Origin of the sequence: Allokutzneria albata (assembly GCF_900103775.1) — a bacterium.
In the GTDB taxonomy this organism is placed as follows: domain Bacteria; phylum Actinomycetota; class Actinomycetes; order Mycobacteriales; family Pseudonocardiaceae; genus Allokutzneria; species Allokutzneria albata.
Genome location: NZ_LT629701.1, coordinates 2530800 through 2550234, shown reverse-complemented (window position 1 = coordinate 2550234; position 19435 = coordinate 2530800). Strand labels below are relative to the sequence as shown.

The 19435-nt window shown below is 70.3% G+C and carries 19 protein-coding genes; 11 read left to right on the top strand and 8 right to left on the bottom strand.

The window, feature by feature from the left end:
• Positions 1–184: 184 nt before the first annotated feature.
• The 3 genes from BLT28_RS11565 to BLT28_RS11550 all read right to left on the bottom strand — a co-directional run bounded on the left by BLT28_RS11565 (position 185) and on the right by BLT28_RS11550 (position 3070).
• Complete coding sequence (locus BLT28_RS11565) at positions 185–1372, bottom strand: IS110 family RNA-guided transposase (protein WP_197684016.1); 1188 nt, start codon at positions 1370–1372, stop codon at positions 185–187.
• A gap of 384 nt (positions 1373–1756) precedes the next feature.
• Positions 1757–2203, bottom strand: coding sequence for a GNAT family N-acetyltransferase (locus tag BLT28_RS11555; protein ID WP_156051425.1), 447 nt, complete (start codon positions 2201–2203; stop codon positions 1757–1759).
• Positions 2204–2236: 33 nt separating this feature from the next.
• Positions 2237–3070 carry an SGNH/GDSL hydrolase family protein gene (locus tag BLT28_RS11550; RefSeq protein ID WP_063766662.1) on the bottom strand — a complete coding sequence of 278 codons (834 nt, stop codon included), beginning with the start codon at positions 3068–3070 and terminating at the stop codon, positions 2237–2239.
• A gap of 251 nt (positions 3071–3321) precedes the next feature.
• Between BLT28_RS11550 and BLT28_RS11545 the strand changes: the two genes are divergently transcribed.
• The 4 genes from BLT28_RS11545 to BLT28_RS11530 are packed head-to-tail and all read left to right on the top strand — an operon-like array spanning position 3322 to position 9052.
• Positions 3322–4131 carry an AAA family ATPase gene (locus BLT28_RS11545; RefSeq protein WP_052407846.1) on the top strand — a complete coding sequence of 270 codons (810 nt, stop codon included), beginning with the start codon at positions 3322–3324 and terminating at the stop codon, positions 4129–4131.
• A 28-nt stretch (positions 4132–4159) separates the two neighbouring features.
• Positions 4160–7417, top strand: a complete 3258-nt coding sequence (locus tag BLT28_RS11540) for a CHAT domain-containing protein (protein ID WP_030432079.1) — start codon at positions 4160–4162, stop codon at positions 7415–7417.
• Positions 7414–8082 (top strand): hypothetical protein, encoded by a 669-nt coding sequence (locus BLT28_RS11535; protein ID WP_030432080.1) that lies wholly within the window; start codon positions 7414–7416, stop codon positions 8080–8082. Before BLT28_RS11540 ends, BLT28_RS11535 begins: the two co-directional genes overlap by 4 nt.
• Before the next feature lie 7 nt (positions 8083–8089).
• The gene (locus BLT28_RS11530; protein WP_030432081.1) at positions 8090–9052 is read left to right on the top strand and encodes an NAD-dependent epimerase/dehydratase family protein; all 963 of its coding nucleotides are present in this window, start codon (positions 8090–8092) and stop codon (positions 9050–9052) included.
• Positions 9053–9122: 70 nt separating this feature from the next.
• On the opposite strand, the gene BLT28_RS11525 is transcribed toward BLT28_RS11530, so the two are convergent.
• Entirely contained in the window at positions 9123–9506 is a 384-nt protein-coding gene (locus tag BLT28_RS11525) for a hypothetical protein (RefSeq protein WP_156051427.1), read from the bottom strand.
• A gap of 101 nt (positions 9507–9607) precedes the next feature.
• Positions 9608–10747: a serine hydrolase domain-containing protein gene (locus BLT28_RS11520; protein WP_030432083.1), complete on the bottom strand. Its 1140-nt coding sequence runs from the start codon at positions 10745–10747 to the stop codon at positions 9608–9610.
• A gap of 64 nt (positions 10748–10811) precedes the next feature.
• Between BLT28_RS11520 and BLT28_RS11515 the strand changes: the two genes are divergently transcribed.
• Entirely contained in the window at positions 10812–11462 is a 651-nt protein-coding gene (locus BLT28_RS11515) for a TetR/AcrR family transcriptional regulator (RefSeq protein ID WP_030432084.1), read from the top strand.
• Here the strand turns inward: BLT28_RS11515 and BLT28_RS11510 are convergent.
• Both BLT28_RS11510 and BLT28_RS11505 read right to left on the bottom strand, forming a co-directional pair.
• Complete coding sequence (locus BLT28_RS11510) at positions 11446–11988, bottom strand: TetR/AcrR family transcriptional regulator (RefSeq protein ID WP_030432085.1); 543 nt, start codon at positions 11986–11988, stop codon at positions 11446–11448. The two genes, BLT28_RS11515 and BLT28_RS11510, sit on opposite strands and share 17 nt — an antisense overlap.
• On the bottom strand, positions 11985–13394 hold the full coding sequence (locus tag BLT28_RS11505; protein ID WP_030432086.1) for an MFS transporter: 1410 nt from the start codon (positions 13392–13394) through the stop codon (positions 11985–11987). Before BLT28_RS11505 ends, BLT28_RS11510 begins: the two co-directional genes overlap by 4 nt.
• 123 nt (positions 13395–13517) lie before the next feature.
• Here BLT28_RS11505 and BLT28_RS11500 point away from each other — a divergent pair, with 123 nt between their 5' ends.
• A complete protein-coding gene (locus BLT28_RS11500; RefSeq protein WP_030432087.1) occupies positions 13518–14327 on the top strand; it encodes an NAD(P)H-binding protein in 810 nt (269 codons plus the stop codon).
• Here the strand turns inward: BLT28_RS11500 and BLT28_RS40030 are convergent.
• Positions 14294–14446 (bottom strand): hypothetical protein, encoded by a 153-nt coding sequence (locus BLT28_RS40030; protein ID WP_156051429.1) that lies wholly within the window; start codon positions 14444–14446, stop codon positions 14294–14296. The genes BLT28_RS11500 and BLT28_RS40030 overlap by 34 nt on opposite strands.
• Before the next feature lie 104 nt (positions 14447–14550).
• Between BLT28_RS40030 and BLT28_RS11495 the strand changes: the two genes are divergently transcribed.
• The 5 genes from BLT28_RS11495 (at position 14551) to BLT28_RS11475 (ending at position 19434) form a co-directional block, all read left to right on the top strand.
• On the top strand, positions 14551–15138 hold the full coding sequence (locus BLT28_RS11495) for a TetR/AcrR family transcriptional regulator (protein WP_030432088.1): 588 nt from the start codon (positions 14551–14553) through the stop codon (positions 15136–15138).
• Between the two features lie 384 nt (positions 15139–15522).
• Positions 15523–16959, top strand: coding sequence for a serine hydrolase domain-containing protein (locus BLT28_RS11490; RefSeq protein WP_081900623.1), 1437 nt, complete (start codon positions 15523–15525; stop codon positions 16957–16959).
• Positions 16956–17939, top strand: a complete 984-nt coding sequence (locus tag BLT28_RS11485) for an ArsR/SmtB family transcription factor (protein WP_052407847.1) — start codon at positions 16956–16958, stop codon at positions 17937–17939. Before BLT28_RS11490 ends, BLT28_RS11485 begins: the two co-directional genes overlap by 4 nt.
• 103 nt (positions 17940–18042) lie before the next feature.
• A complete protein-coding gene (locus BLT28_RS11480; protein ID WP_081900624.1) occupies positions 18043–18252 on the top strand; it encodes an MbtH family protein in 210 nt (69 codons plus the stop codon).
• Positions 18253–18312: 60 nt separating this feature from the next.
• A complete protein-coding gene (locus tag BLT28_RS11475; protein ID WP_030432091.1) occupies positions 18313–19434 on the top strand; it encodes an SAM-dependent methyltransferase in 1122 nt (373 codons plus the stop codon).
• Position 19435: the final 1 nt, after the last annotated feature.

Genomic DNA, 19435 nt, shown 5'->3' with positions numbered 1-19435 from the left:
GAGTGAACTTTCCCTTACGCGGCAAGGGAAACCAGGTTCCAGCCGCCGCAAGCCGGGGCTGCCAGCTGAGGCTTTACCTGGGGTGCGCGTGCCATACGCTTGTCGGCGAGGGCCGGTTCCTGACCGTGCCCGCCCGGCAGGCCCTCGGCACGCGCAAGGGGCCCCAGGATGCTCCTATGGTTTGTCAAGCTGTGTGGAGTGTGGCGAGATCGGTTGTGAGGTGGGGGTAGATCTCGCGGATGAGGTAGCGCTTGAGGCAGCGGATGAGGTGTTTCTTGTTGCTGGCGTTGGGGGTGAGGCGTGTGGTCATGTAGGTGCGGGTGGGTTCGTGCCAGGCGAGTCGGGTGAGGACGGTGCGGTAGAGGGCGGCGTTGGCTTGGCGGTCGCCGGCTCGGGAGAGTCGGTGGTGGTCTTGGGTTCGGCCGCTGGAGCAGTCTTGTGGTGCTACGCCGGTGAGTGTGGCGAGTGCGGGTTCGCTGTGGATGCGGTCGGGGTTGTCGCTGACGGTGGTGAGTAGTTGGCCGGTGGTGTCGGGGCCGAGCCCGAACAGGGCGGTGGTGCGGGGTGCGATGCGGTGGACGAGGGCGTCCAGGGCGATGTCGAGTTCGGCGATGTGGGTGTTGTGGTGCGCGATGATGCGGGCGAGTTCACCGAGGACGGTGCGCACGCCCATGCCCGGGTCCAGTAGTGCTTCGGCTAGGTCGGTGGTGGCTTGGGTTTTGGCTTTGCCTCGCAGTCCCTTGACGTCTGCGGTGGGGGTGTCGAAGGCGGCGCAGTGGGTGAGCAGCGCGGTGGTGCTCAGGCCGTGCAGGCTCTCCCGCAGGGGGGCGGGAGCGGTGACGAGGAGGGCTTTGAGGGTGTTGATCGCGCGGGTGCGGGCGGTGACCAGAAGATCGCGGGTTTGCCGGAGCACGCGGACGGATTCGATCGGTCCGGTGCGGGTTTTCGGTGCCGCGGTGGCATCACCGGACTGGACCGCCGCGGCAGCGTTGATCGCGTCCCGCGGGTCGGATTTCCCCGCCCTGCGGCGTTTCTGACGGTTCGGGCGGTTGACCTCCACCACCGTGATGCCGTGTTCGATCAGGTAGGTGCTCAGACCGGCGCCGTAGCAGCCGGTGCCCTCCACCCCGACCGCTGATATCGGCCCGAACCCGGCCAACCACGCCACCAACGCCGCATACCCGGCGCTGGTGGCCGGGAACGACCGAGTCCCCAGAGTAGGACCCAGCGAGTCTTTCGCCGCCGCGACATGGAAATCGCGGTGGGTGTCCACCCCGCCGATGACCTCGGCCACCGGGGCGGCCGGGGCGGTGCGGGTGACCTTCTTCGGTGTCTTTGTCATGCTGGACTCGCCATCCTGTTCGCTGGACACGGGCAGATGGCGCGCACCGGGCCCGGCGGGCGGACAGGACAGTGATGGGCAGCCTGCGGCTACAGGCTCCTATGAGGTCACGGTCGCCGGGTCTTGGTGCACACCAAGGGAGATTCCCGCCCCGGCCCGGACGACAGATCCTGGGAAAGGCACAAGGCCAGTCAAGCCGAGAGTCAGACCACGCCAGAGCGCGAACCACCAGTCACATCCTCACGGACGCAACCCCAGCCTCACTGTCAAGCCGACCCCACGCCGGAACCAGCCGACCCCACGCCGGAACCAGCCGACCCCACGCCGGAACCAGCCGACCCCACGCCGGAACCAGCCGACCCCACGCCGGAACCAGCCGACCCCACGCGGGAACCAGCCGCGAACCAGCCAGCCCTACCCCCGCCGCAACACCGTGTACTCCTGCAGGTGGAAATGCGTTCCGCAGTCCCGAAACCCCATGCCCCGCGCCACACGCAGGCTCCGCTCGTTCCACGACTGCACAACGCATCGCGCCGCCGACGCCGCGGATCGGTCGATGTAGCCCAGCACCGCGGCTCCGAACCGTGCGCCGTTGCCCTTGCCGACGAGTTCCGGGCGCATGCCCACGCCGATGTCCAGCACCCCGGGCTCCTCGGCCAGGCCGGGAAGGCGCGCTTCCTCGCCGACGCACAGGAATCCCACCAGGTCCTGGCCGTCCACGACCGCGAGATAACCGTCCTCCGGCGTGAACAACCCGTCCTCGGGCCGGGAGTCGTAGCAGCTCCACGGCCCCGAATAGCGCCACGTCAGGATGTCCTCGGCGTGCTCAGTGGTCAACTCGACCACCGCGAGATCAAGCATGATCGGCATCGTGACAGCCGATCCGCCGCGGCACTACCGAATTGTCTGCGCCGCGGCGGTGACGGCTGCGCCGAAGGCCGCCATGCCCTTGGCGTTGGGGTGCAACGGGGCCGCGATGTTCACCGGGATCAGCCCTTCGAGGTACCGGTCCCAGGGTACCGCGCAGATGTCGTGCCCGACCGTCACCGCGGCGAAGTCGACGAAGCTCATGCCGCGCGCTTTCGCCTGCTCCCGCGCCGTCGAGCTGATCCTGTCCATCGTGCCCTGCAGGTAGTCGGCGTCGCGGGCCCACACCGGCTGGAACGGGTAGCACCCGCCCGGCCGGATGTAGGTTCCGTAGCCGGTCACCAGGACCTTGGCCTTCGGCGCGCGTCGCCGGATCTCGTCGAGCGCGGCGCCGAACACCGGCGCCCACGCGTCCACGGAAGCGGCGATCGGATCCGTGCCGCCTGCCTTGATGCGGTCCGAGCAGGACACCCCGACCGGCTCCGGCAACGCGTTCACGCACGACAGCGCCCGGTCGAACAGCCCGGAGTCGTTCGCCCCGATCGTGATCGACACCAGGCCCGTCGTCGCCGAGAGCGCGTCCAGCTGCGGTGCCGGGGCGTTCTTGCCCCGATTGGTGAGATCCGCCGTGACCGCGCCGGAGCAGGTCACATCGGTCAGCCGCGCGCCCAGGGCCTTCGCCGCCACCGCGGGGTAGTTGTGGTCCGACCGCCTGCAGGCCGCGTCGACCTGCGTCGGGATCCACGGTCCCGCGGCCGCCGAGTCACCCAGCGCCACGTACTCCAGTTGCTCGGTCGCCTGCGCGGGAACCGCCGTCCCCAGCACGAGCACCACGAGCCCCGCCCACAAGCTGATCTTCACTCCGACATCGTGCTGGGCGGCTTTCGTCCGTGCCTGCGGAAACCGGGTGAGATCCGCGGGGAATCTCTTTCAGTCCTACGCGAACGTCCGATCCGTCACCGGGCGGGCTCGCTACGGTTGATCTGCTCGTTTCAACCACCTCGCCCGGGGGAACAGTGCAACGGTTCGCGTCCAGTCCTGCTCTCACACGACTGGAATGGATTCTCGACGGTCTGGACGGAAAGCCCGGTTGGGGCGCTGACGCTCCCGACGTGCTCTCGCCCGCGTTCACCTCCGTCGTCCCGGCCGAACGCTACGTCGAGGTCTACCGCAGTCGAGTCGTCCACTACGCGCCCGTCGTCGTGGTCGGGCTCGACGTCGGTGAGACCACCGCGAGGGCGCGCATCCGCCGCCGCGACGGCACGATCGACGTCGTTTCCTGCGTCGTCGAGTCCGCACCGCCGCATCGCATCGCCACCACGTGGCTCACCGGTCTGGTGCCGACCGATCTGACCCCGAGGCTGCCGGCCGACTTCGCCGACTACGGCCGCCCTCCCGCCCCCGCGGACACCCGGTTGGTCGTGTTCTCCGGACTGCCCGGCAGCGGGAAGAGCACCCTGGCCGACGCCGCCGGCGCCGAGCTGGGGATTCCGGTCTTCGCCGCCGACTGGCTCCTCGGCGCGCTGACCCCGTTCGGCGGCCGCCACATCGAGGCCGCACTGGATGTCGCCGAGGAGATGCTGACCACGCTCGCCCTCAGGCAACTCGTCGCCGGGCAGTCCGTCGTCCTGGACCATCCCGTCGAACGCGTCGCGACCAGGAACCGCTGGCGCAGCCTGGCTCGCTGGGCCGGCGCGGAGTTCCGGGTGGTCGCGTGCCAGTGCTCCGACCCGGAGATCCACCGGGCCAGGCTCGAAGGCCGCACCCGCGGCATCCCCGGCTGGCACGACGCGAGCGACTGGTCCGATGTGCAGCGACGCTTGGCTGCTTTCCCGTCGTGGCAAGGGGAAGCGCTGACCGTGGACACCGTCCAGCCACGCGAGCCGACCCTCGCCGCAGTCCTACGGCACATCACCACCTGACGGGGCGACCCTGTGCCAGAGTGGGCCGATGCGGTTGTCGCGGGATCTCACGGGGTGGGCGTTTCTGGCCGAGGTCGACGGAGCCCGGAAGGCGGGTCTGGCGATCGGGCACGTGGAGATCAACCCGTTCACCAGCGGTGACGGGGCCGGTGGCAGCCTGTTCACCCGCGCGCACGCGTGGGGCATGCCCGCGCTCCGCTCGCTGGACGAGCTGCCCTTCGGTGATCCGGTCGACTCGCGCTGGTGTGTCCTGCCGGACGACAGGGGAGTGCTGTCCGTCCGAGCCCCTGACGGCGAGGACTTCGCGTACGACCTCGACGTGGAGGGGCCGCCCGGATGGCGCGAAGCGGCGAGCGCCGACGGCTCCGTGATGCTGGTCGTCTCCCACGTGCTGCCGTCCACCGACGATCCGCTCTCCGCGCTCGTTGCGGAGACGAAGCAGGGGCTGGTCTGCGCGTCTCCGGTGAGCTTCGGCGAGCCGGTCCGTGACGCGGGTGGGCAGCCGACCGCCACGTTCTACCTCGATCCGGTCGGCAGGCTGCTGGACCTGGCGAACTACGTCCGCGAGCGGATCCTGTCGCTGGACGAGGCGAAGCGGCGTGCACGCGACCTTGAGCAGGTTCGGCAGGAGTTGGCGGAGCATCACGAGTTGTCCGCCGAGGCGATGGTGGACCTGCTGTTCCGCGACGAGTTCCTGGACGACGGCGGCCTGGTCGAGACGATGTACGTCTACTGGCGGTTGGTCGCGGAGGTCGCCGATGAGAGCGGCGTCGTGGACGCGTGGCGGGTCGCGGCGCTGCGCACCGTCGAGACTGCCGTGCCACTGATGGCTCAGCGATGCGACCGCGCGGTGTTCGAAGAGGCCGACGCGCTGTCGACGCGATTGCTCGCCGAGTTGAGCGAGCCCACCGACCTGGAGGCCGCGCTGCTGGCCGCCGCCCGGCTGCGGGTGGCCACGCGGGGCCCCGAGGAGCACGCCGCCGACACCTACGCGCACGGGTTGCGCACCACCTGGGCCGCCCGGCTGGAAGCGGACCTGTACCGCTCGTGGTTCACCGAGGAGGAGCCGTTCCAGAAGGAGTCGCATCGGCTGGTCGTGGAGGCGGCGCACCTGGTGACGCGAGCGCTGAAGCTGGAGGGCGGGACGCGGCGCCCGCGGCTGCTGGCGTTGCTGGCACAGATCCTCGCCGACGAGGCGGGCGTTCATCAGGACGCAGCGGGCGGCGCGCTCGAGGAACTGCTCGACTCACCCGAGCTCACCGAGCCCGATCTCGCCCTGTTCCTGCTCCGAGTCGTCGACGGGGTTCCACCCGACGTGGCGGACGGCCTGCTCACCGCGGTATTCGGCACGCCCCTGGCCGACTTCGTCGCCGCGTACGGCAGAACCACGGCGTCGAAGGTGATCAGCCAGGGCGTCAACCTGGCCCGGGAACGAGCCGACGAGCCCTTGCTGCGCACCGTGCTGGGATGGGCGGACCAGCTCGAGTTCACGTGGGACCCCGCGCATCGCAGGCAGTTGATCGAGGCGCGGTCGCACGTGCTCCCCGAGGAGGCCCTCCGGGACGACGCGAGCGAGGAAGTCGCGCTGCTGACGGCGGACCGGTACTACCACGCGGCCAACACGGGCGAGCCCTTGTCCGGCCCCGTTCCTTTCCCGTGGGGCTACTACACCTACGCCGCCCTGGGCTACGCCTCGCTCGGCTTCGTGGACCTGGCGCTGGCGAGCCTGGTACCGGTCGCACAGCAGGTGGGGAACCTCCGAGGGGAAGAACTCAAAGGCGCGGTGCACGCGATCATCGTGGACCTGCCCAACTTCGACGGCGGCGGTGCGCCCGAACTCGGCGAGCTGCTGCGCGACATCGTCCACTCCGCGGTCTGGCAGTTCGCCGCCGAGTGCGAGTCGCTGCCGATGGGGCTGATGCTCGGTCTGCACCAGGCGGGCAAGGGACCCGAGCTCGGCGCGTGGTGGCGGATCGACGGTCCGATCTCGTTGCCCGCGCACATCCAGCACTTCGTCGGAAAGTTGCTCGACCTGGAAGAACCGGGAGCTGCCGGCGCGTCGCAGAACCTCCTGGGTGTTCTCGACGCCGACGGTCGTCTCCCGGGCGACGACGACGCACAGGTCGCTCGGAACCTGCGATGGCGCATCTCCTCGTTCATCGACACAGAACTGCGCCGCCGGTCGACGGCGCTCATCGACAGCCAGCACCTCTGGGCGCGGGCGCACGCGCTGCTGGACGACCGAACCGTGCTGCTGACCTGGTTCCTGCCCGTGGCCGTGCGCGGCGCGGCCGTGCTGCTCGCCGTCACCAGGCAGGGCCGCTCGCTCGTCGTGCACCTCGGCGACGGCGAGGAGAACCGCGACCGGCACCCGGTGGCCGACGAGATCGAGGCGATCCGGGCCGAGATCCAGCGCGACCCGCTGTTCGGCGACGTGACGCCCGAGGGAGCGCGGCTGCTCGACCTGGGCACCGCGCCGCTCGGCGGTGACGACCTGTGGGCCCGGTGGCGCGCACAGGGCAAGGACCGACTGCTGGTGTGGCCGCACGGGGCGTTGCACTACCTGCCCATCCCGCTGTGCCGCACCGGTGATCGCATGATCGCCGACGACTGGACGGTCACCGCGATCGCCGGGCTCGAAGCCCTGGCGCCGGTCGAGGTCCCCGCGCGGCAGCGGCGCACCGTCGTGCTGGCCTCGGCTTCCGGCGGTGTTCCCTACGGCCTGCCCGCCGAACCGGTGCTGGAGGAGCACGCGCGTGAGGTCGCCGACGCGGTCGGCGCGCACGCCGCCACCGGGTCCGCGGCCACCCGCGCCAGGCTGCTCGCCGAACTGTCCACAGTGGACGTAGTGCACATCGCGGCGCACGGGACGATGGACGTGGACGCGCCGTGGCTGCACTGCCTCTACCTCAGCCCGGACAGCGACGACGACGGCCGGGTCTTCGCACACGACTTCCTGGCCGCAGACCTGCGCGGTGTCCGCCTGGTCACGCTCGCCGCGTGCGAGTCCGCGCTCGGCCGGTTCGACCACGGGGACAACATCCGGGGCATCCCGTCGGCACTGATCACCGCGGGGGCGCAGGCCGTCGTCGGATGCCTGTGGCCCGTGCGCCCCGAACCCGCCACGTACTTCTACCACCACATGCACGACCGGATCGGGCGCGGAGCCGACCCGGTGCGGGCGTTCCGCGACGCGCAACTCGCCACCCGCGCGCGTTATTCCCACTACCGTGACTGGGCCGCGTTCACCTACCTGCAAGGTCGGAGCAAGGGAGCCACCGCATGACCGAAGTCCAGCTGCACGACGTCGAACTCCTGCCGGAGCGCACGCTCGGCGGCCCCACCGCCGACGCACCGCTGCGCGGCAGGCTCACCTTCGGCTGGGATGTGCTGCCCGCCGACCACGACGGCGTGCCCGAGGACTGGCGGTCCTACGTCCGATCCGCGCCGGACCGCGAGTTCCGCCACCTGGTGCTGGTGTGCTCGTTCCGCCCGGAAACCCAGGAGAGCAAGGGCGAGTTCCGGCACGCCTCCCTCGGCATCTCGCTGTCCACCCCGGACCGCGAGGCACGCCCCGTCGCGCGGCTGATCGACCCCGGCGAGCGCACCCGCCCCGTCGGCGTCCTCGGTTCGGGCCTGAGCTTCTCGATCAAGGCGGGCGTGCTGGACGTGGGCGTGCAGAAGCCGGAGGGCGCCGCCCCGGCGCGCGAGGAGTGGATCGTCCGCGGCTACGGTGCCGCCCAGCCGGATCCGCAGTGGGAGTTCCGCCGGGTCAAGCGCTTCCCGCTGGTCGGCGACCACCCGGTGGCCGCACTGGTCGAACTGGTGCCCGGCCAGGTGAACGCGGCCGAAGTGCTGGTCGCCGCCGAGCTGGAGCACCGCGCCTGGGGCGTGCGCCGCTACCGGGCCCGGCTCACGCCCGCGCCCCACGCCATCGTCCTGGGAGGCTGAGCGCGGTATGACGCGAGTGGTCGTGCTCGGCGGAACCGGGCACATCGGCGGATACCTCGTGCCGCGACTGGTGGCGGCCGGCGCCGAGGTCACCGTGGTGAGCAGGGGGAGGAGCGCCCCGTACCGGGATGATCCCGCCTGGAACGAGGTGAGTTCCGTCGTGGTCGACCGGGGGGCGGAGGAACGCGCCGGGGTCTTCGGTGCGCGCATCCGGGACCTCGATCCCGACGTGGTGGTCGACCTGATCTGCTTCGACCTGGACAGCGCCCGGCAGCTCGTCGAGCCCTTGCGAGGCCGCGTCCAGCATTTCCTGCACTGCGGAACGATGTGGGTCCACGGACCGTCCACAGTGGTCCCTGTCACCGAGGACGCACCGCGGCACCCGTTTGGCGACTACGGAATCCGCAAGGCCGAGATCGAACGGTGGCTGCTGGACGAGAACAGCCGCAACGGGTTGCCCGCCACCGTCCTCCACCCCGGGCACATCACCGGGCCGGGCTGGGCACCGATCAACCCGGTGGGCAACCTCGACCTGGGTGTCTTTCACGCGCTGGCCGCCGGTGACGAGGTAGTGCTGCCCAACCTCGGGATGGAGACGGTGCACCACGTGCACGCCGACGACGTCGCGAGTGCGTTCGTCGCCGCCATGGCCGCCCGTGAGGCCGCGGTGGGGGAGAACTTCCACGTGGTGTCGCCGGGAGCGATCACGTTGCGCGGGTACGCCGGGGCAGTCGCCGAGTGGTACGGCCACCCCGCCCGCCTGTCGTTCCTGGGGTGGGAACAGTGGCGAGAACAGGTGCCCGAGGCTGCGGCCAGGCTCACCTACGACCACATCGCCCACAGTGCGCACGGCAGCATCGCCAAAGCCGAGCGCCTGCTGGGTTTCCGGCCGCGCCACACCTCTCTGGAGGCGATCCGGGAAGCTCTGGACTGGCTCGCCGCCCGCGGCGAGATCCCGCCCCTGCGGTGACCTCCCCGCCTCGTGCGGAGGGGCTGCCTCCCAACCCGGGAGACAGCCCCTCCGCACGCGGTGCTCGCGATCAGTGGAACTGGGTGCAGTGGTAGTTGCCGGAACCCACGTTCACGCAGGCCCGCCACTTCAGGCCCTTGCGGTACATCTCGGTGGTCCAGCCCTGGCCGGCGCCGATTGGGCCGTCCCAGCCGCCACCCGGGCGCTCCCGGTCGAGGTGCACGCTGCGGTGCTTGTTGTCCCACCCGCGCATGGTGTAGTCAGCGCCCGGGTGCTTCGGTGCGTACAGGATGAGGCTGATGGTTCCGCCGCTGCCGGGGTACGCCTTGCAGATCCGGCCGCCGTCCCCCTGGCTCGAGCAGTCGTCGGCGAACGCCGCCGGGGTGGCGACGAACATCCCGGCTACCGCCGCCGCTCCCACGGCGACAGCGGAAAGCTTGGTGCGAAAAGACATTCTCTCTCCCGCAGATCCTGATTCGGACGGCAGGGACACTAACGGCGCCGTTCTCGCCGAACGGCGAATCGAGGATTCGCGACCGGGGTTTCACGTCTGACTTAAACCGCAATGAACTGTCCGCTGAGCGCGGCGGTCCAATGCAACCACCGGGGGTCCGCGCCTGCCATCGGGTCCCACGTCATGTTCGAGCACGTGTAGCCCACCGCGAGCCCGCTCTCCGGATCGGCGAACGCGAGCCGGCCGCCTGCCCCGGAATGCCCGAAAGAAGTGCTGCCGAGCATCGGCTGACCTGGCCGGGCCAACTCGTAACCAAGGCCGAACCGTTGCGCGAAAGGCATCCGCATCAGATTCAGCGGTGAGGGTGCTGACACGGTGTCGGTCTGCGGAGTCCGCGCCTGCCGCACCGACTCCTCGGTGAGCAGCCGCACCCCGTCCACCTCGCCGATGGTCGCCGCGTACATGCGCGCCAAGGAATGCGCGTCGCCGACGGCGTTCATGGCGGGGATCTCGGCCGCGCGGCCCTCTCGGGTGTTCAGCAACGGCATGCACTCCGCGGCGAAGGTGAATCCGCGGACCAGGGAGCGCACGCCACGGGAGCCGAACTCCAAAGCGGCGGGGATCTTGAAGTCCTGCGCGGTGGAGAACTGGGGGATCACGCGGTGTTCCTGCTCCTCCGGCACACCGATCCACAAGTCCAGTTCGAGTGGTTCGCCGATCTCCGTGCGGAAGAACTCGCCCACTGAGCGGCCCGCGACGCGCCGCACGATCTCGCCGACGAGGTAGCCGTAGGTCAGCGGGTGGTAGGCGTAGGCACTGCCGGGCTCCCACGCGGGTGTGGCCTCGCCCAGGGCTTTGACGCACCTTTCCCAGTCCAGCGCGTCGGCCGCGACGAGCCCGGCCTCCTTCGGGAAGGACGGCAGGCCCGCGGTGTGCGTGAGCAGGTGCCGCACGGTGACCGCCTTCGCCGTGAACTCCGGCCAGTAGCGCGTGACGGGCTCGTCGACGTCGAGCAAGCCCCGTTCGACGAGCATCTGCGCGCATGTCGCGACCAAGCCCTTGGTGCACGACATGACGATGCCGATCCTGTTCTCCTCACCGGTCCACAGGTCCACGACGAGTTCGCCGTGCCGGTAGACCGCGAGCTGTGCCTCGCCCTCGTCGTGCGCCTGTGCGGCCGCGAAGGCCTCACGCACGTTCTCGTAGCCGCGGGCAACAGCTCCACTGACTTGGTTCGTCACCTCCCCGAGATTATCGGACCGCTGGTCTGTTATCAAGAGACCGCCGGTCTGATATCCTGGTCCGGTGGCCGACTTCCAGCGCGCTCGACGTCCTGAGCAGGTGAAACAGCGGCGCCAGGCGATTCTGGACACCGCCGTGGAGATGCTCGCCGAGCGCCCCCTCGCCGAGATCAGCCTCCGCGAGCTGAGCGACCGCGTCGGCCTGGCGAAGTCCAACGTGCTGCGCTACTTCGACAGCCGGGAAGCGGTTTACCTGGAGGTGCTCGACCGCTTGTGGACCGCGTGGCTGGACGAGCTGGAGCCGGTGCTCGAAGAAGCGCCCAGCGACGCGGAGGCTGTGGCCACGAAGGTCGCGACCTCGCTCGCCGGGAACCCGCTGCTGTGCGAGCTGATCAGCTCGATGGCCGGTGTCCTCGAACGCAACATCACCGTGGAGTACGCGCGCGTCTTCAAGAGCAACGCCTCCCGCAACGCCGACCGGCTGGCGGCCATGGTGCGGCGGCACTTCCCGGTGATCGGCGAGCACGGCGCCGGGCACTTCGCGGGCTCGGTGTTCGTGATCGTCGCGGGGCTGTGGCCCTACGCGCGTCCCACGGAGGCTGTGGCCCAGGTGATGGCGGAGATGGGCTCGCCGACATCGCCGGAGCTGTTCGTGCTCGGCCTCCGCGAAGGTCTGTGCAACCAGTTGGTCGGGCTCATCACCCGCGCGGGGTGACCAGCGACTGGAGCGCGGGCGCGTAGAGGTCGGCGATCCGCTCGACGTCCGCGGTCGCCACCTGTCCCTCGCGGTCGATGGCCAGCGTCGCGCCGAGCCCGATCAGCTGTGCGACGAACAGTTCGGCGCGCATCGCTGTGTCCTTGCCGGTGAGCCGTGCGGCGACTTGGTGCACGACCTGCTTGCGGAAGCGTTCGCGAAGCATGGCTCGTTCGTCGCCACTGCCCACTGCGAACACCACGCGCAGCAACAAGTCCGCGTTGTTCTCACGGCGGTACTGGACGAGAGCGCGCACGGCGCACCGGCCCAGCTCCTCGTTCGGCGCGTCCAACAATGCGGTCGCCGCGCCGGTGAAGTCCGCGACCTCGTCGAACAGGGACTCCTTACCGCCGAAGTGCTTCACGATCAGCGATGCGCTCACCCCGGCGTCAGCGGCGATACCGCGCAGCGTCACGGCCGCATAGGGATGGCGCGCGAACGCGCGCCGCGCGGCGAGCAGGATGGCTTGGCGACCGCTGTCCGTCATGCCGCAGCACCCGTGAGCACACGCTCCTCCACCTGCGCCGGGCGCGGGGACGGGATCAGCAGCGTGAGCCCGAGTGCCGCCAACGCGCACGCGCCCGCGATGACGAACACCACCAAGTAAGCGCCCAGTGTGGGGCCCTGAGCTGTAACGAGGGTCGCGAGCACGGTTGCCACGACCGCGCTGCACACGGCTTGGCCGATGGAGCGCATGAGTGTGTTCAGCCCGTTGGCGGCAGCGGTTTCCGTCACCGGCACAGCATGCATGATCAGCGCGGGCAGGGCCGAGTACGCCACGGCTGTTCCCGCGGCGACGACCGTCGCGCCGATGACGATCGCGGTCAGGCTTTCACTGGTGAAGAGCCGGACCGTGTAGCCGATGGCCATCACACCCGTGGCCACCGCGAGGGTGAAACGGGGGCCGCGCGCCGCGGACATGCGTGCGGAGAGCGGGGACAGAAGCACCATCGCGATGCCGCCAGGCAACAAGCACAACCCGCTGACCACGATCGACGCACCGAGGCCGTAGCCGGTCGAGACGGGCTCCTGGACGAGCTGCGCTGTGGCCAAGGAGTTGGCGTAGAAGGAAAACCCGACAAGCAGAGCGGCGAGGTTCGTGAACAGCACCGCCGGGCGCGCGGAAACCCTCAGGTCGACCATGGGTGTGCTCGCGCGCAACTGGTGGACCGCCCACAACGGCACTATGAGCACTGCCGCTGCGAGAAAACTGAGCGTCGCCGGTGACCCCCAACCCCACGCGCTGCCCTTGGACACCGGGACCAACAAGCACACCAGGAACGCGCTCAGCCCCAAAGCACCCACGATGTCGAAACGTCCGTTGGTGCGCAGTGGCGACTCGGGGACAACGAGCACAACGGCGGTCAGGGCGGCGACGCCGAGCGCCGCGCACAGCCAGAACAGGGTGTGCCAGTCGGCGTGCTCCACGACGAGAGTGGCCAACGGAATCCCCAGGGCCGCCCCGACTCCGAGCGTCGCGCTCATCATGGCGATCGCGGGCACGACGCGCTCCCGGGGGAGCTCGTCACGCAGGATGCTGATGCCGAGCGGCACCACCGCGAGCGCGGCACCTTGCAAGCCTCGGCCGACCAGCAGGACCGCGAGGCTGGAGCTGATCGCGCACAGCACGGAGCCGGTGATCATCGATCCCAGCGCCAGCACGAGCACGCGCCGTTTGCCGTACATGTCCCCGGCGCGGCCGAGCAGCGGTGTGAAGACCGCGCCCGCCAGCAGCGTCACGGTGAGCAGCCAGCTCACGTCGGTCGGCGTGCCCCCGGTGAGCGCGGGCAGCCGGGGGAGCAGCGGCACGACGATCGTCTGCATCACCGCCGTGAGCACACCGCAGGAGGCGAGCGCGGTCACGATCGGGCGCGGGCGGCGGGCGGTGCGCATCGGGCGGGGGCCTCCTCCGGGGTGAACACGTGTTCACCACAGTAAACGCTTGTTCACCATGGATATCAAGCCGCCGACCAGTGCGAACGGTCACTGTCGGGGGGTCGTGCTTGAGTCGGGGACATGAGCGAGAACGAGATCGTCGTGCTCGGTGCGACCGGGTCGACGGGGCGGAGGGTGGCGGCACTGCTGCGCGAGGCGGGCCGGTCGGTGCGGGCGGCGTCGCGCTCCGGCGGTGTGCGGTTCGACTGGGCCGACCAGGACACCTGGGAACCGGCGGTCGCGGGCGCGGCCGCGATGTACCTGATGGCCCCGCACGAGCTGCCCGTGGACCCGGAGTTCGTCCGCTGCGCGGTCGACAGCGGCGTGCGGCGGCTGGTGTTGCTGTCCAGCATGGGGATCGAGGTCATGGGCGACGAGCGGCTGATGGCGGCCGAGCGCACCGTCCGGGACTCCGGCGCGGAGTGGACCATCGTGCGGCCCAACTGGTTCAACCAGAACTTCGACGAGGGCGTGTTCGCCGGGGCGATCGCGGCGGGGGAGCTGGCGGTGCCGGTCGGCGACCTCCGGCAGGCCTTCGTGGACGCCGACGACATCGCGGCGGTCGCGGCCACCGCGCTGCTCCAGGACGGCCACGCCGGGCAGAGCTACGAGGTGACCGGACCGGAGGCGTTGTCCTTCCCCGAGGCGCTCGCGGTGATCGGTGCGGTGACCGGCCGGGAGATCCGCTTCCGCGGGGAGAGCGAGGACTACGTCGCCGCGATGACCGGCTTCGGTGTGCCGCGCGAGCAGGCGCTGGCCGATCTGCCCGGCTTCGAAGCCCTGCGCGCCCGTGGTGACGACACACCCACCGACGTCGTGCGCGCGGTGACCGGTCGCGACCCGAAGCCCTTCCGCGCCTATGCGGCCGAGGCCCGCTTCCCGGGCTCCTGACGGGAGACCTCGCGTGTTCGCTTGCGCAGCAGGCGTTTGATCAGCCCGCGCCGCGCCGCGGTCTGGAGCAGATCGCTTTCGCGGTGCTGGTGCATCAGGTAGAGCTGCAACGGGTCCATCCTTCAGTGCTCTCCTCGCCTGGGCCGCTGATCAGGGAGGACGCTAAGAGCTCCAGTAAGGTGGAGGTCAAGGCGGCGCGGGCCGGCTGGTCTACGGTGGACGGGTGAGCGAGCTGCCGACGGTGCGCCGGATCGAGGAGGCCGCCAGGGCGATCCTGGTGGACGAAGGCGCCGACGCGGTGACCATGCGCCGGGTCGCGGCGGCCGCGGGGATCACGCCGATGGCCACCTATCGGCACTACCCGAATCGCGAGGCGTTGCTGCGGGCGGTCGCCGACGCGGCCTTCGCCGAGGTCGCGCGGAGCTGGGGGCGGCGCCCGCACGCCGATCTGCTGTCGCGGATGTTCGGGCTGCTCGACGACTTCCTCGACTTCGCGCTGGGCATGCCGAACCTCTACGCCTTCCTGCTCACCGATCGCCGGGAAGGAGCGCGGCGGTTCCCGGAGGACTTCGCCGCCGGGGCCTCGCCCGCCTTCACCCCGCTGTTGGAGCTCGTGCGCCAGTCCATGGCCGAGGGGGTGCTGCGCGAGGACGATCCGCTGGAGGTCACCCTCACCGTCACCTCCCATTCCCAGGGGCTGGTGCAGCTCTACCTCGGCGGCCGGATGGGGATGTCCGAGGCGGAGTTCCGGGCGTTGTGCAGGCGCACCTCGGAGCGGATCCTGCGCGGGCTGGCCGCGGACCGGACCTGAACCGGCTTTCGAATCTTTGTGCCCGACGCGAGCCCGGAAGCGTCAACCGAAGATCAAGTCCTTTGCACGGGCTCACTCGAACGCAGTCATCGTCCCGGCGAGCCGGTCAGGGTTGCCGCGCAGCCGGGAACGACCGCGCGCGTTCGCGTCGTTCGGAGGCTGCATCTGCCGGTCCGAACCATGATCGCGCACGCACGTGGCTGGGCCGGGGGCGCGGCGGCCGGGCCGCCGCGGCCGGCTCCCGCTCCCACGACGCCGCGTCAATGCGGCATCGAATTTCTCAGACGCATTCCCAGAAATCGTTGACCATAAGCCGCTTGTTTTTCGCTTGTGTCACCGGCCCTGGTGCCGATTACTCCGTTCGGACGCTGCACACCAGCATTTATGCGGGGCAGTCTGACGGCCGAGGACCTGGAAGCATTCACGTTTCCGTCTATTGCAGTCGTGTGCAAGTACTGTGATGCGCAAGGAAAAGGCGGACGTCGGCGACAGGCGTTCGCCGGAATTGGGGACGGTTCCATGGAACGAGTTCACCTTGCCGAGATGCTTCGGGCACTGACCGCCGCGCATGGCGTTCCCGGTGCTCAACTTGCAGTTCACCGAGCCGGTGTCACCCGGCACGCGACCGCGGGTGCGGGCGTGCGGGAGGACACTCCATTCGCATTCGGATCGGTGACCAAGACGGTCACCGCCACGGTCGCGATGCAACTGGTCGGTGATGGCGATCTGGAGCTGGATCTGCCGGTGGTGGGTTATCTGCCGGAATTGTCGGGCAGCCCGATGGGCGGCCTGTGCCGCATCACGCTGCGCCACCTCCTCGGGCACGTCAGCGGCCTGGTCTCCGACCACGAACCGCTGGCGGAGGACGACGGGTCGCTGCGCCGGTACGCGGCGGCCGTCGGGGACGCCGAGTGCGTCTCGGCGCCCGGGGCGGTCTTCTCCTACTCCAACACCGGCTACGTCCTGGTCGGCCGCCTGATCGAGACGGTGACGGGGCTGGGCTGGTGGGAGGCCGTGCAAACGTTTCTATCGGAGCCGCTGGGCCTGGGACTGACCCGGCTGGACGACCCGCGGCTGGCCGTGCCGCACCTGATCCGCTCGGGCCGGGCCACGCCGGTGGAGCCGCTGCTCGCCGCGAGCTGGGCGCCCGCGGGCGGGCTGGCCGGGACCGCGGCCGACCTCCTCGCGCTGGCGCTGCTGCAGGCGGGGGCGGGACCGGAGGACGTGCTGGAGCCCAAGCTCGGCGACGTGCTCCGCGAGGCCGTGGAGCCGGTGCCGTTCGGCCTGGCCAGCGCGTGGGGGCTGGGCTGCGCCCTGCACGACGGTCCGCAGGGGCGCTGGGCCGGGCACGACGGGACGCTCGCCGGCACCACCTGCGCGGTCCGCTACAACCCGCTGACCGGCGACGCGATCGCGTTGAACACCAACGGCAGCAACGGCATGGCGCTGTGGGCCGACCTGCTCACCGAGCTCGCCGCCCAGGGCTTCGTCGTGCAGGAGAGCGAGCAACGGCCGCTGGAGGACGGGCTCACCCCCGACCCGACGCCGTTCACCGGCGACTACGTCAACGGCACCACCCGGTTCCGGGTCCGCGAGGTGCACACCGGCGACCTGCTGGTCGAGGACGGCACCGGGTTCGCGGCCACGCTCAGGCTGCACGCCGACGGCGTCTTCGCCGTGCACCACCTCGACGCCGAGCACGGCACGCACTACGGGCGCTTCCTCCGCGGCGCGCACGGACAGGTGGAGTGCATGCAGATCAGCGGCAGGCTCGCCCGGCGGGTGGCGACCGCCCCGCACCGGATGTCGGTGGGAGCGTGAGCGCCCCCAGGGAGTCCGCGACAGGGCGTGAGGCGGAGCCCCAGCGGATCCACTTCGGCGTGCAGGACATCGCCAGGGTGCGCATCCTGGCCACGCTCGGGCACACCGCGGAGGCGATCTTCGCGCTGGACGCGCTGAGCCGGGCACGCGGCAGCGACGGGTTCGGCGCCTGGCGGCAGAAGATGATCACCGCTCTGGGCCCGCGCTGGGGCCAGGTGCGCGCGCTGGTCAAGGCCGTGCGCCCGGTGCCCGACCTGCTGTGGCTGATGAGCAAGCCGAACCGGGAGAACGCGCCGGCCAGGATCGGCGGGGTGCGGGCCGCGGAGGCCGCGTCCATCGTGCGGATGTTCGCCCGGCTCGCGGTCGAGCCGCACTGGAACCGGCTGCGGCTGTTCCTCGACGCCGAGCGCGACGCCCGCGGCCGGATCGGCGCGACCGGGGGAACCGATCGGCTGCTCGGCACCCTGCACCCGCACCTGCGCTGGTCCCCGCCGGTACTGGAGACCAGGGGCGACGGGCCGAGGGAGATCCGGCTCGACGGCCAGGGCCTGGTGCTGGTGCCGTCGGTGTTCCTGCACGACCGGGTGGCCACGCTGGTCGGTGCCGAGCACGGGGTCAGCACGCCCATGCTGGTCTTCCCGGCCGTGCACGACGCCGCCGTGGCCGCCGCCCTGTGGGGCGGGGACAGCGGTGAGGAACAGGCGCTCGGCGCACTGGTGGGGCGGACCCGTTCCCTGGTGCTCAAGGAGCTGACGGAGAGTAGGACCACCACGGAGCTGGCGCAGCGGCTCGGCATCTCCAACGCCGGGGTCAGCCAGCACACGGGCGTTCTGCGCCATGCCGGACTGATCAACACGCTGCGTTACCGAAACACGGTCCTGCATTCCCTGACCGCACTCGGCGCCGCGTTGTTGGGCGGCAAGGTCTTCGATATGGGGAAGCCGGTTCCGATGGTGTCGACGCAGGTCGGGGCCGACTGAGCCCAGGGTGTTTACGGCCAGTCTTAACAACGTTGCCCGTGCCGTGTGACGAGCACAGGATGAAGATGTTCGCCATCAGAAAATGAGTGCGGAGGACCCTGCCGTGTCCAATCCGTTCGAGGATCCAGACGCCAGCTATGTCGTGCTCGTCAACGACGAGGGGCAACACTCCCTGTGGCCGGAATATCTCACAGTTCCGGCAGGCTGGAAAATTGGTTTCGGTCCAGCTGACCGGACGGCGTGCCTGGAGCACGTGAACGCGAACTGGCTCGACATGCGGCCGCGCAGTCTCGTGGCGCGCATGGATTCCTGATTTCTTATTCGAGTCATTTCATCGTCATTTCCCGCGGGGAAGTGCGGGGCAGACATACCCGTGAGGTGGTCGATCGTGTTCGCGCAGCGCAGGCTGGAGATCCCCGGGCCCTCGTTCGACGTCGTCGTCGACGAGTCCGACTGGGACTCCGGTTCGCCCCAGCTGTGGCCGTCGGTGGGCATGCACCCGTGCTACGACGAGATGCTCTACGACTTCATGACCATGGACGAGGTGCGCAACCTCGCCTACCGCGAGGCGCTGCGGCAGCTCGCCCCCGGCCGCACCGTGCTGGACATCGGCACCGGCCGCGACCTCAACTGGGCGGTCGAAGCGCTCGGCGCGGGCGCGCGGCGGGTCACCGCGGTCGAGGGCATGGACGAGACCTACCGCATGGCGTGGGAGCACGCCGAGCGCGAGGGGCTGCTCGACCGGATCGACCTGCGGCACGGCTGGTCCACGGAGATCTCCCTCGACCCCCGGGTGGAGATGTGCGTGTCGGAGGTGATCGGTGACATCGGCGGGGCCGAGGGGGCGGCGGCCATCCTCGCCGACGCGCGCAGGCGGCTGACCACACCCGAGGCGATGTTCGTCCCGCACCTGTGCGTGACCTTCGCGGGCGCGGCGTGCTTCGCCGACATCTTCCCCTCCGGCGCGGGTTTCTTCGCCGACTCGCTCGACCTGCTCACCCAGGCGTTCACCGTCCTCGGTGGACCGTGCGACGTGCTGCTGGGCATCTCCGGCATCGGGCCGGAGGCGGTGATCTCCGACCACAAGCCCGTGGAAGTGCTGGAGTTCAACGGGAACCTGGCAGTGGAGGGGGACAGCACCGTCACCCTCACCGCGCAGCGGGACGGCCGGGTCGACGGTGTGCTGCTGTGGATCCAACTGTGGTGCTCGCCGGACGGCCCGCCCGTGGACTCGTTGCACGAGCGCACGAACTGGATGCCCGCGTACGTGCCGCTCTTCGACGAGCCGCGCGAGGTCGCCGCCGGCGACGTGCTGACCCTCGGGTTCCGCTACAAGCCCAGCGACGACGGCATCCACCCCGACTACTCGCTCAGCGGCAGCCTGCGCACCGCGCAGGGCGTCGCCACCGGCGAGCACGACGTCCCCTACCGCCCCGTCGGTCTGCGCGGGCGCCCGGTCTACGAACGGCTGTTCCCGACGGTTTCGGAGGAGTGAA

What these genes read in the sequence shown, in the direction of transcription:
- BLT28_RS11500 (WP_030432087.1), top strand. Translation starts at nt 13,518, where the DNA reads ATGAGCGAGAACGAGATCGTCGTGCTCGGTGCGACCGGGTCGACGGGG.
- BLT28_RS11525 (WP_156051427.1), bottom strand. Translation starts at nt 9,506, where the DNA reads ATGTCTTTTCGCACCAAGCTTTCCGCTGTCGCCGTGGGAGCGGCGGCG.
- BLT28_RS40030 (WP_156051429.1), bottom strand. Translation starts at nt 14,446, where the DNA reads ATGGACCCGTTGCAGCTCTACCTGATGCACCAGCACCGCGAAAGCGAT.
- BLT28_RS11540 (WP_030432079.1), top strand. Translation starts at nt 4,160, where the DNA reads ATGCGGTTGTCGCGGGATCTCACGGGGTGGGCGTTTCTGGCCGAGGTC.
- BLT28_RS11530 (WP_030432081.1), top strand. Translation starts at nt 8,090, where the DNA reads ATGACGCGAGTGGTCGTGCTCGGCGGAACCGGGCACATCGGCGGATAC.
- BLT28_RS11510 (WP_030432085.1), bottom strand. Translation starts at nt 11,988, where the DNA reads ATGACGGACAGCGGTCGCCAAGCCATCCTGCTCGCCGCGCGGCGCGCG.
- BLT28_RS11535 (WP_030432080.1), top strand. Translation starts at nt 7,414, where the DNA reads ATGACCGAAGTCCAGCTGCACGACGTCGAACTCCTGCCGGAGCGCACG.
- BLT28_RS11490 (WP_081900623.1), top strand. Translation starts at nt 15,523, where the DNA reads ATGCGGGGCAGTCTGACGGCCGAGGACCTGGAAGCATTCACGTTTCCG.
- BLT28_RS11555 (WP_156051425.1), bottom strand. Translation starts at nt 2,203, where the DNA reads ATGCTTGATCTCGCGGTGGTCGAGTTGACCACTGAGCACGCCGAGGAC.
- BLT28_RS11505 (WP_030432086.1), bottom strand. Translation starts at nt 13,394, where the DNA reads ATGCGCACCGCCCGCCGCCCGCGCCCGATCGTGACCGCGCTCGCCTCC.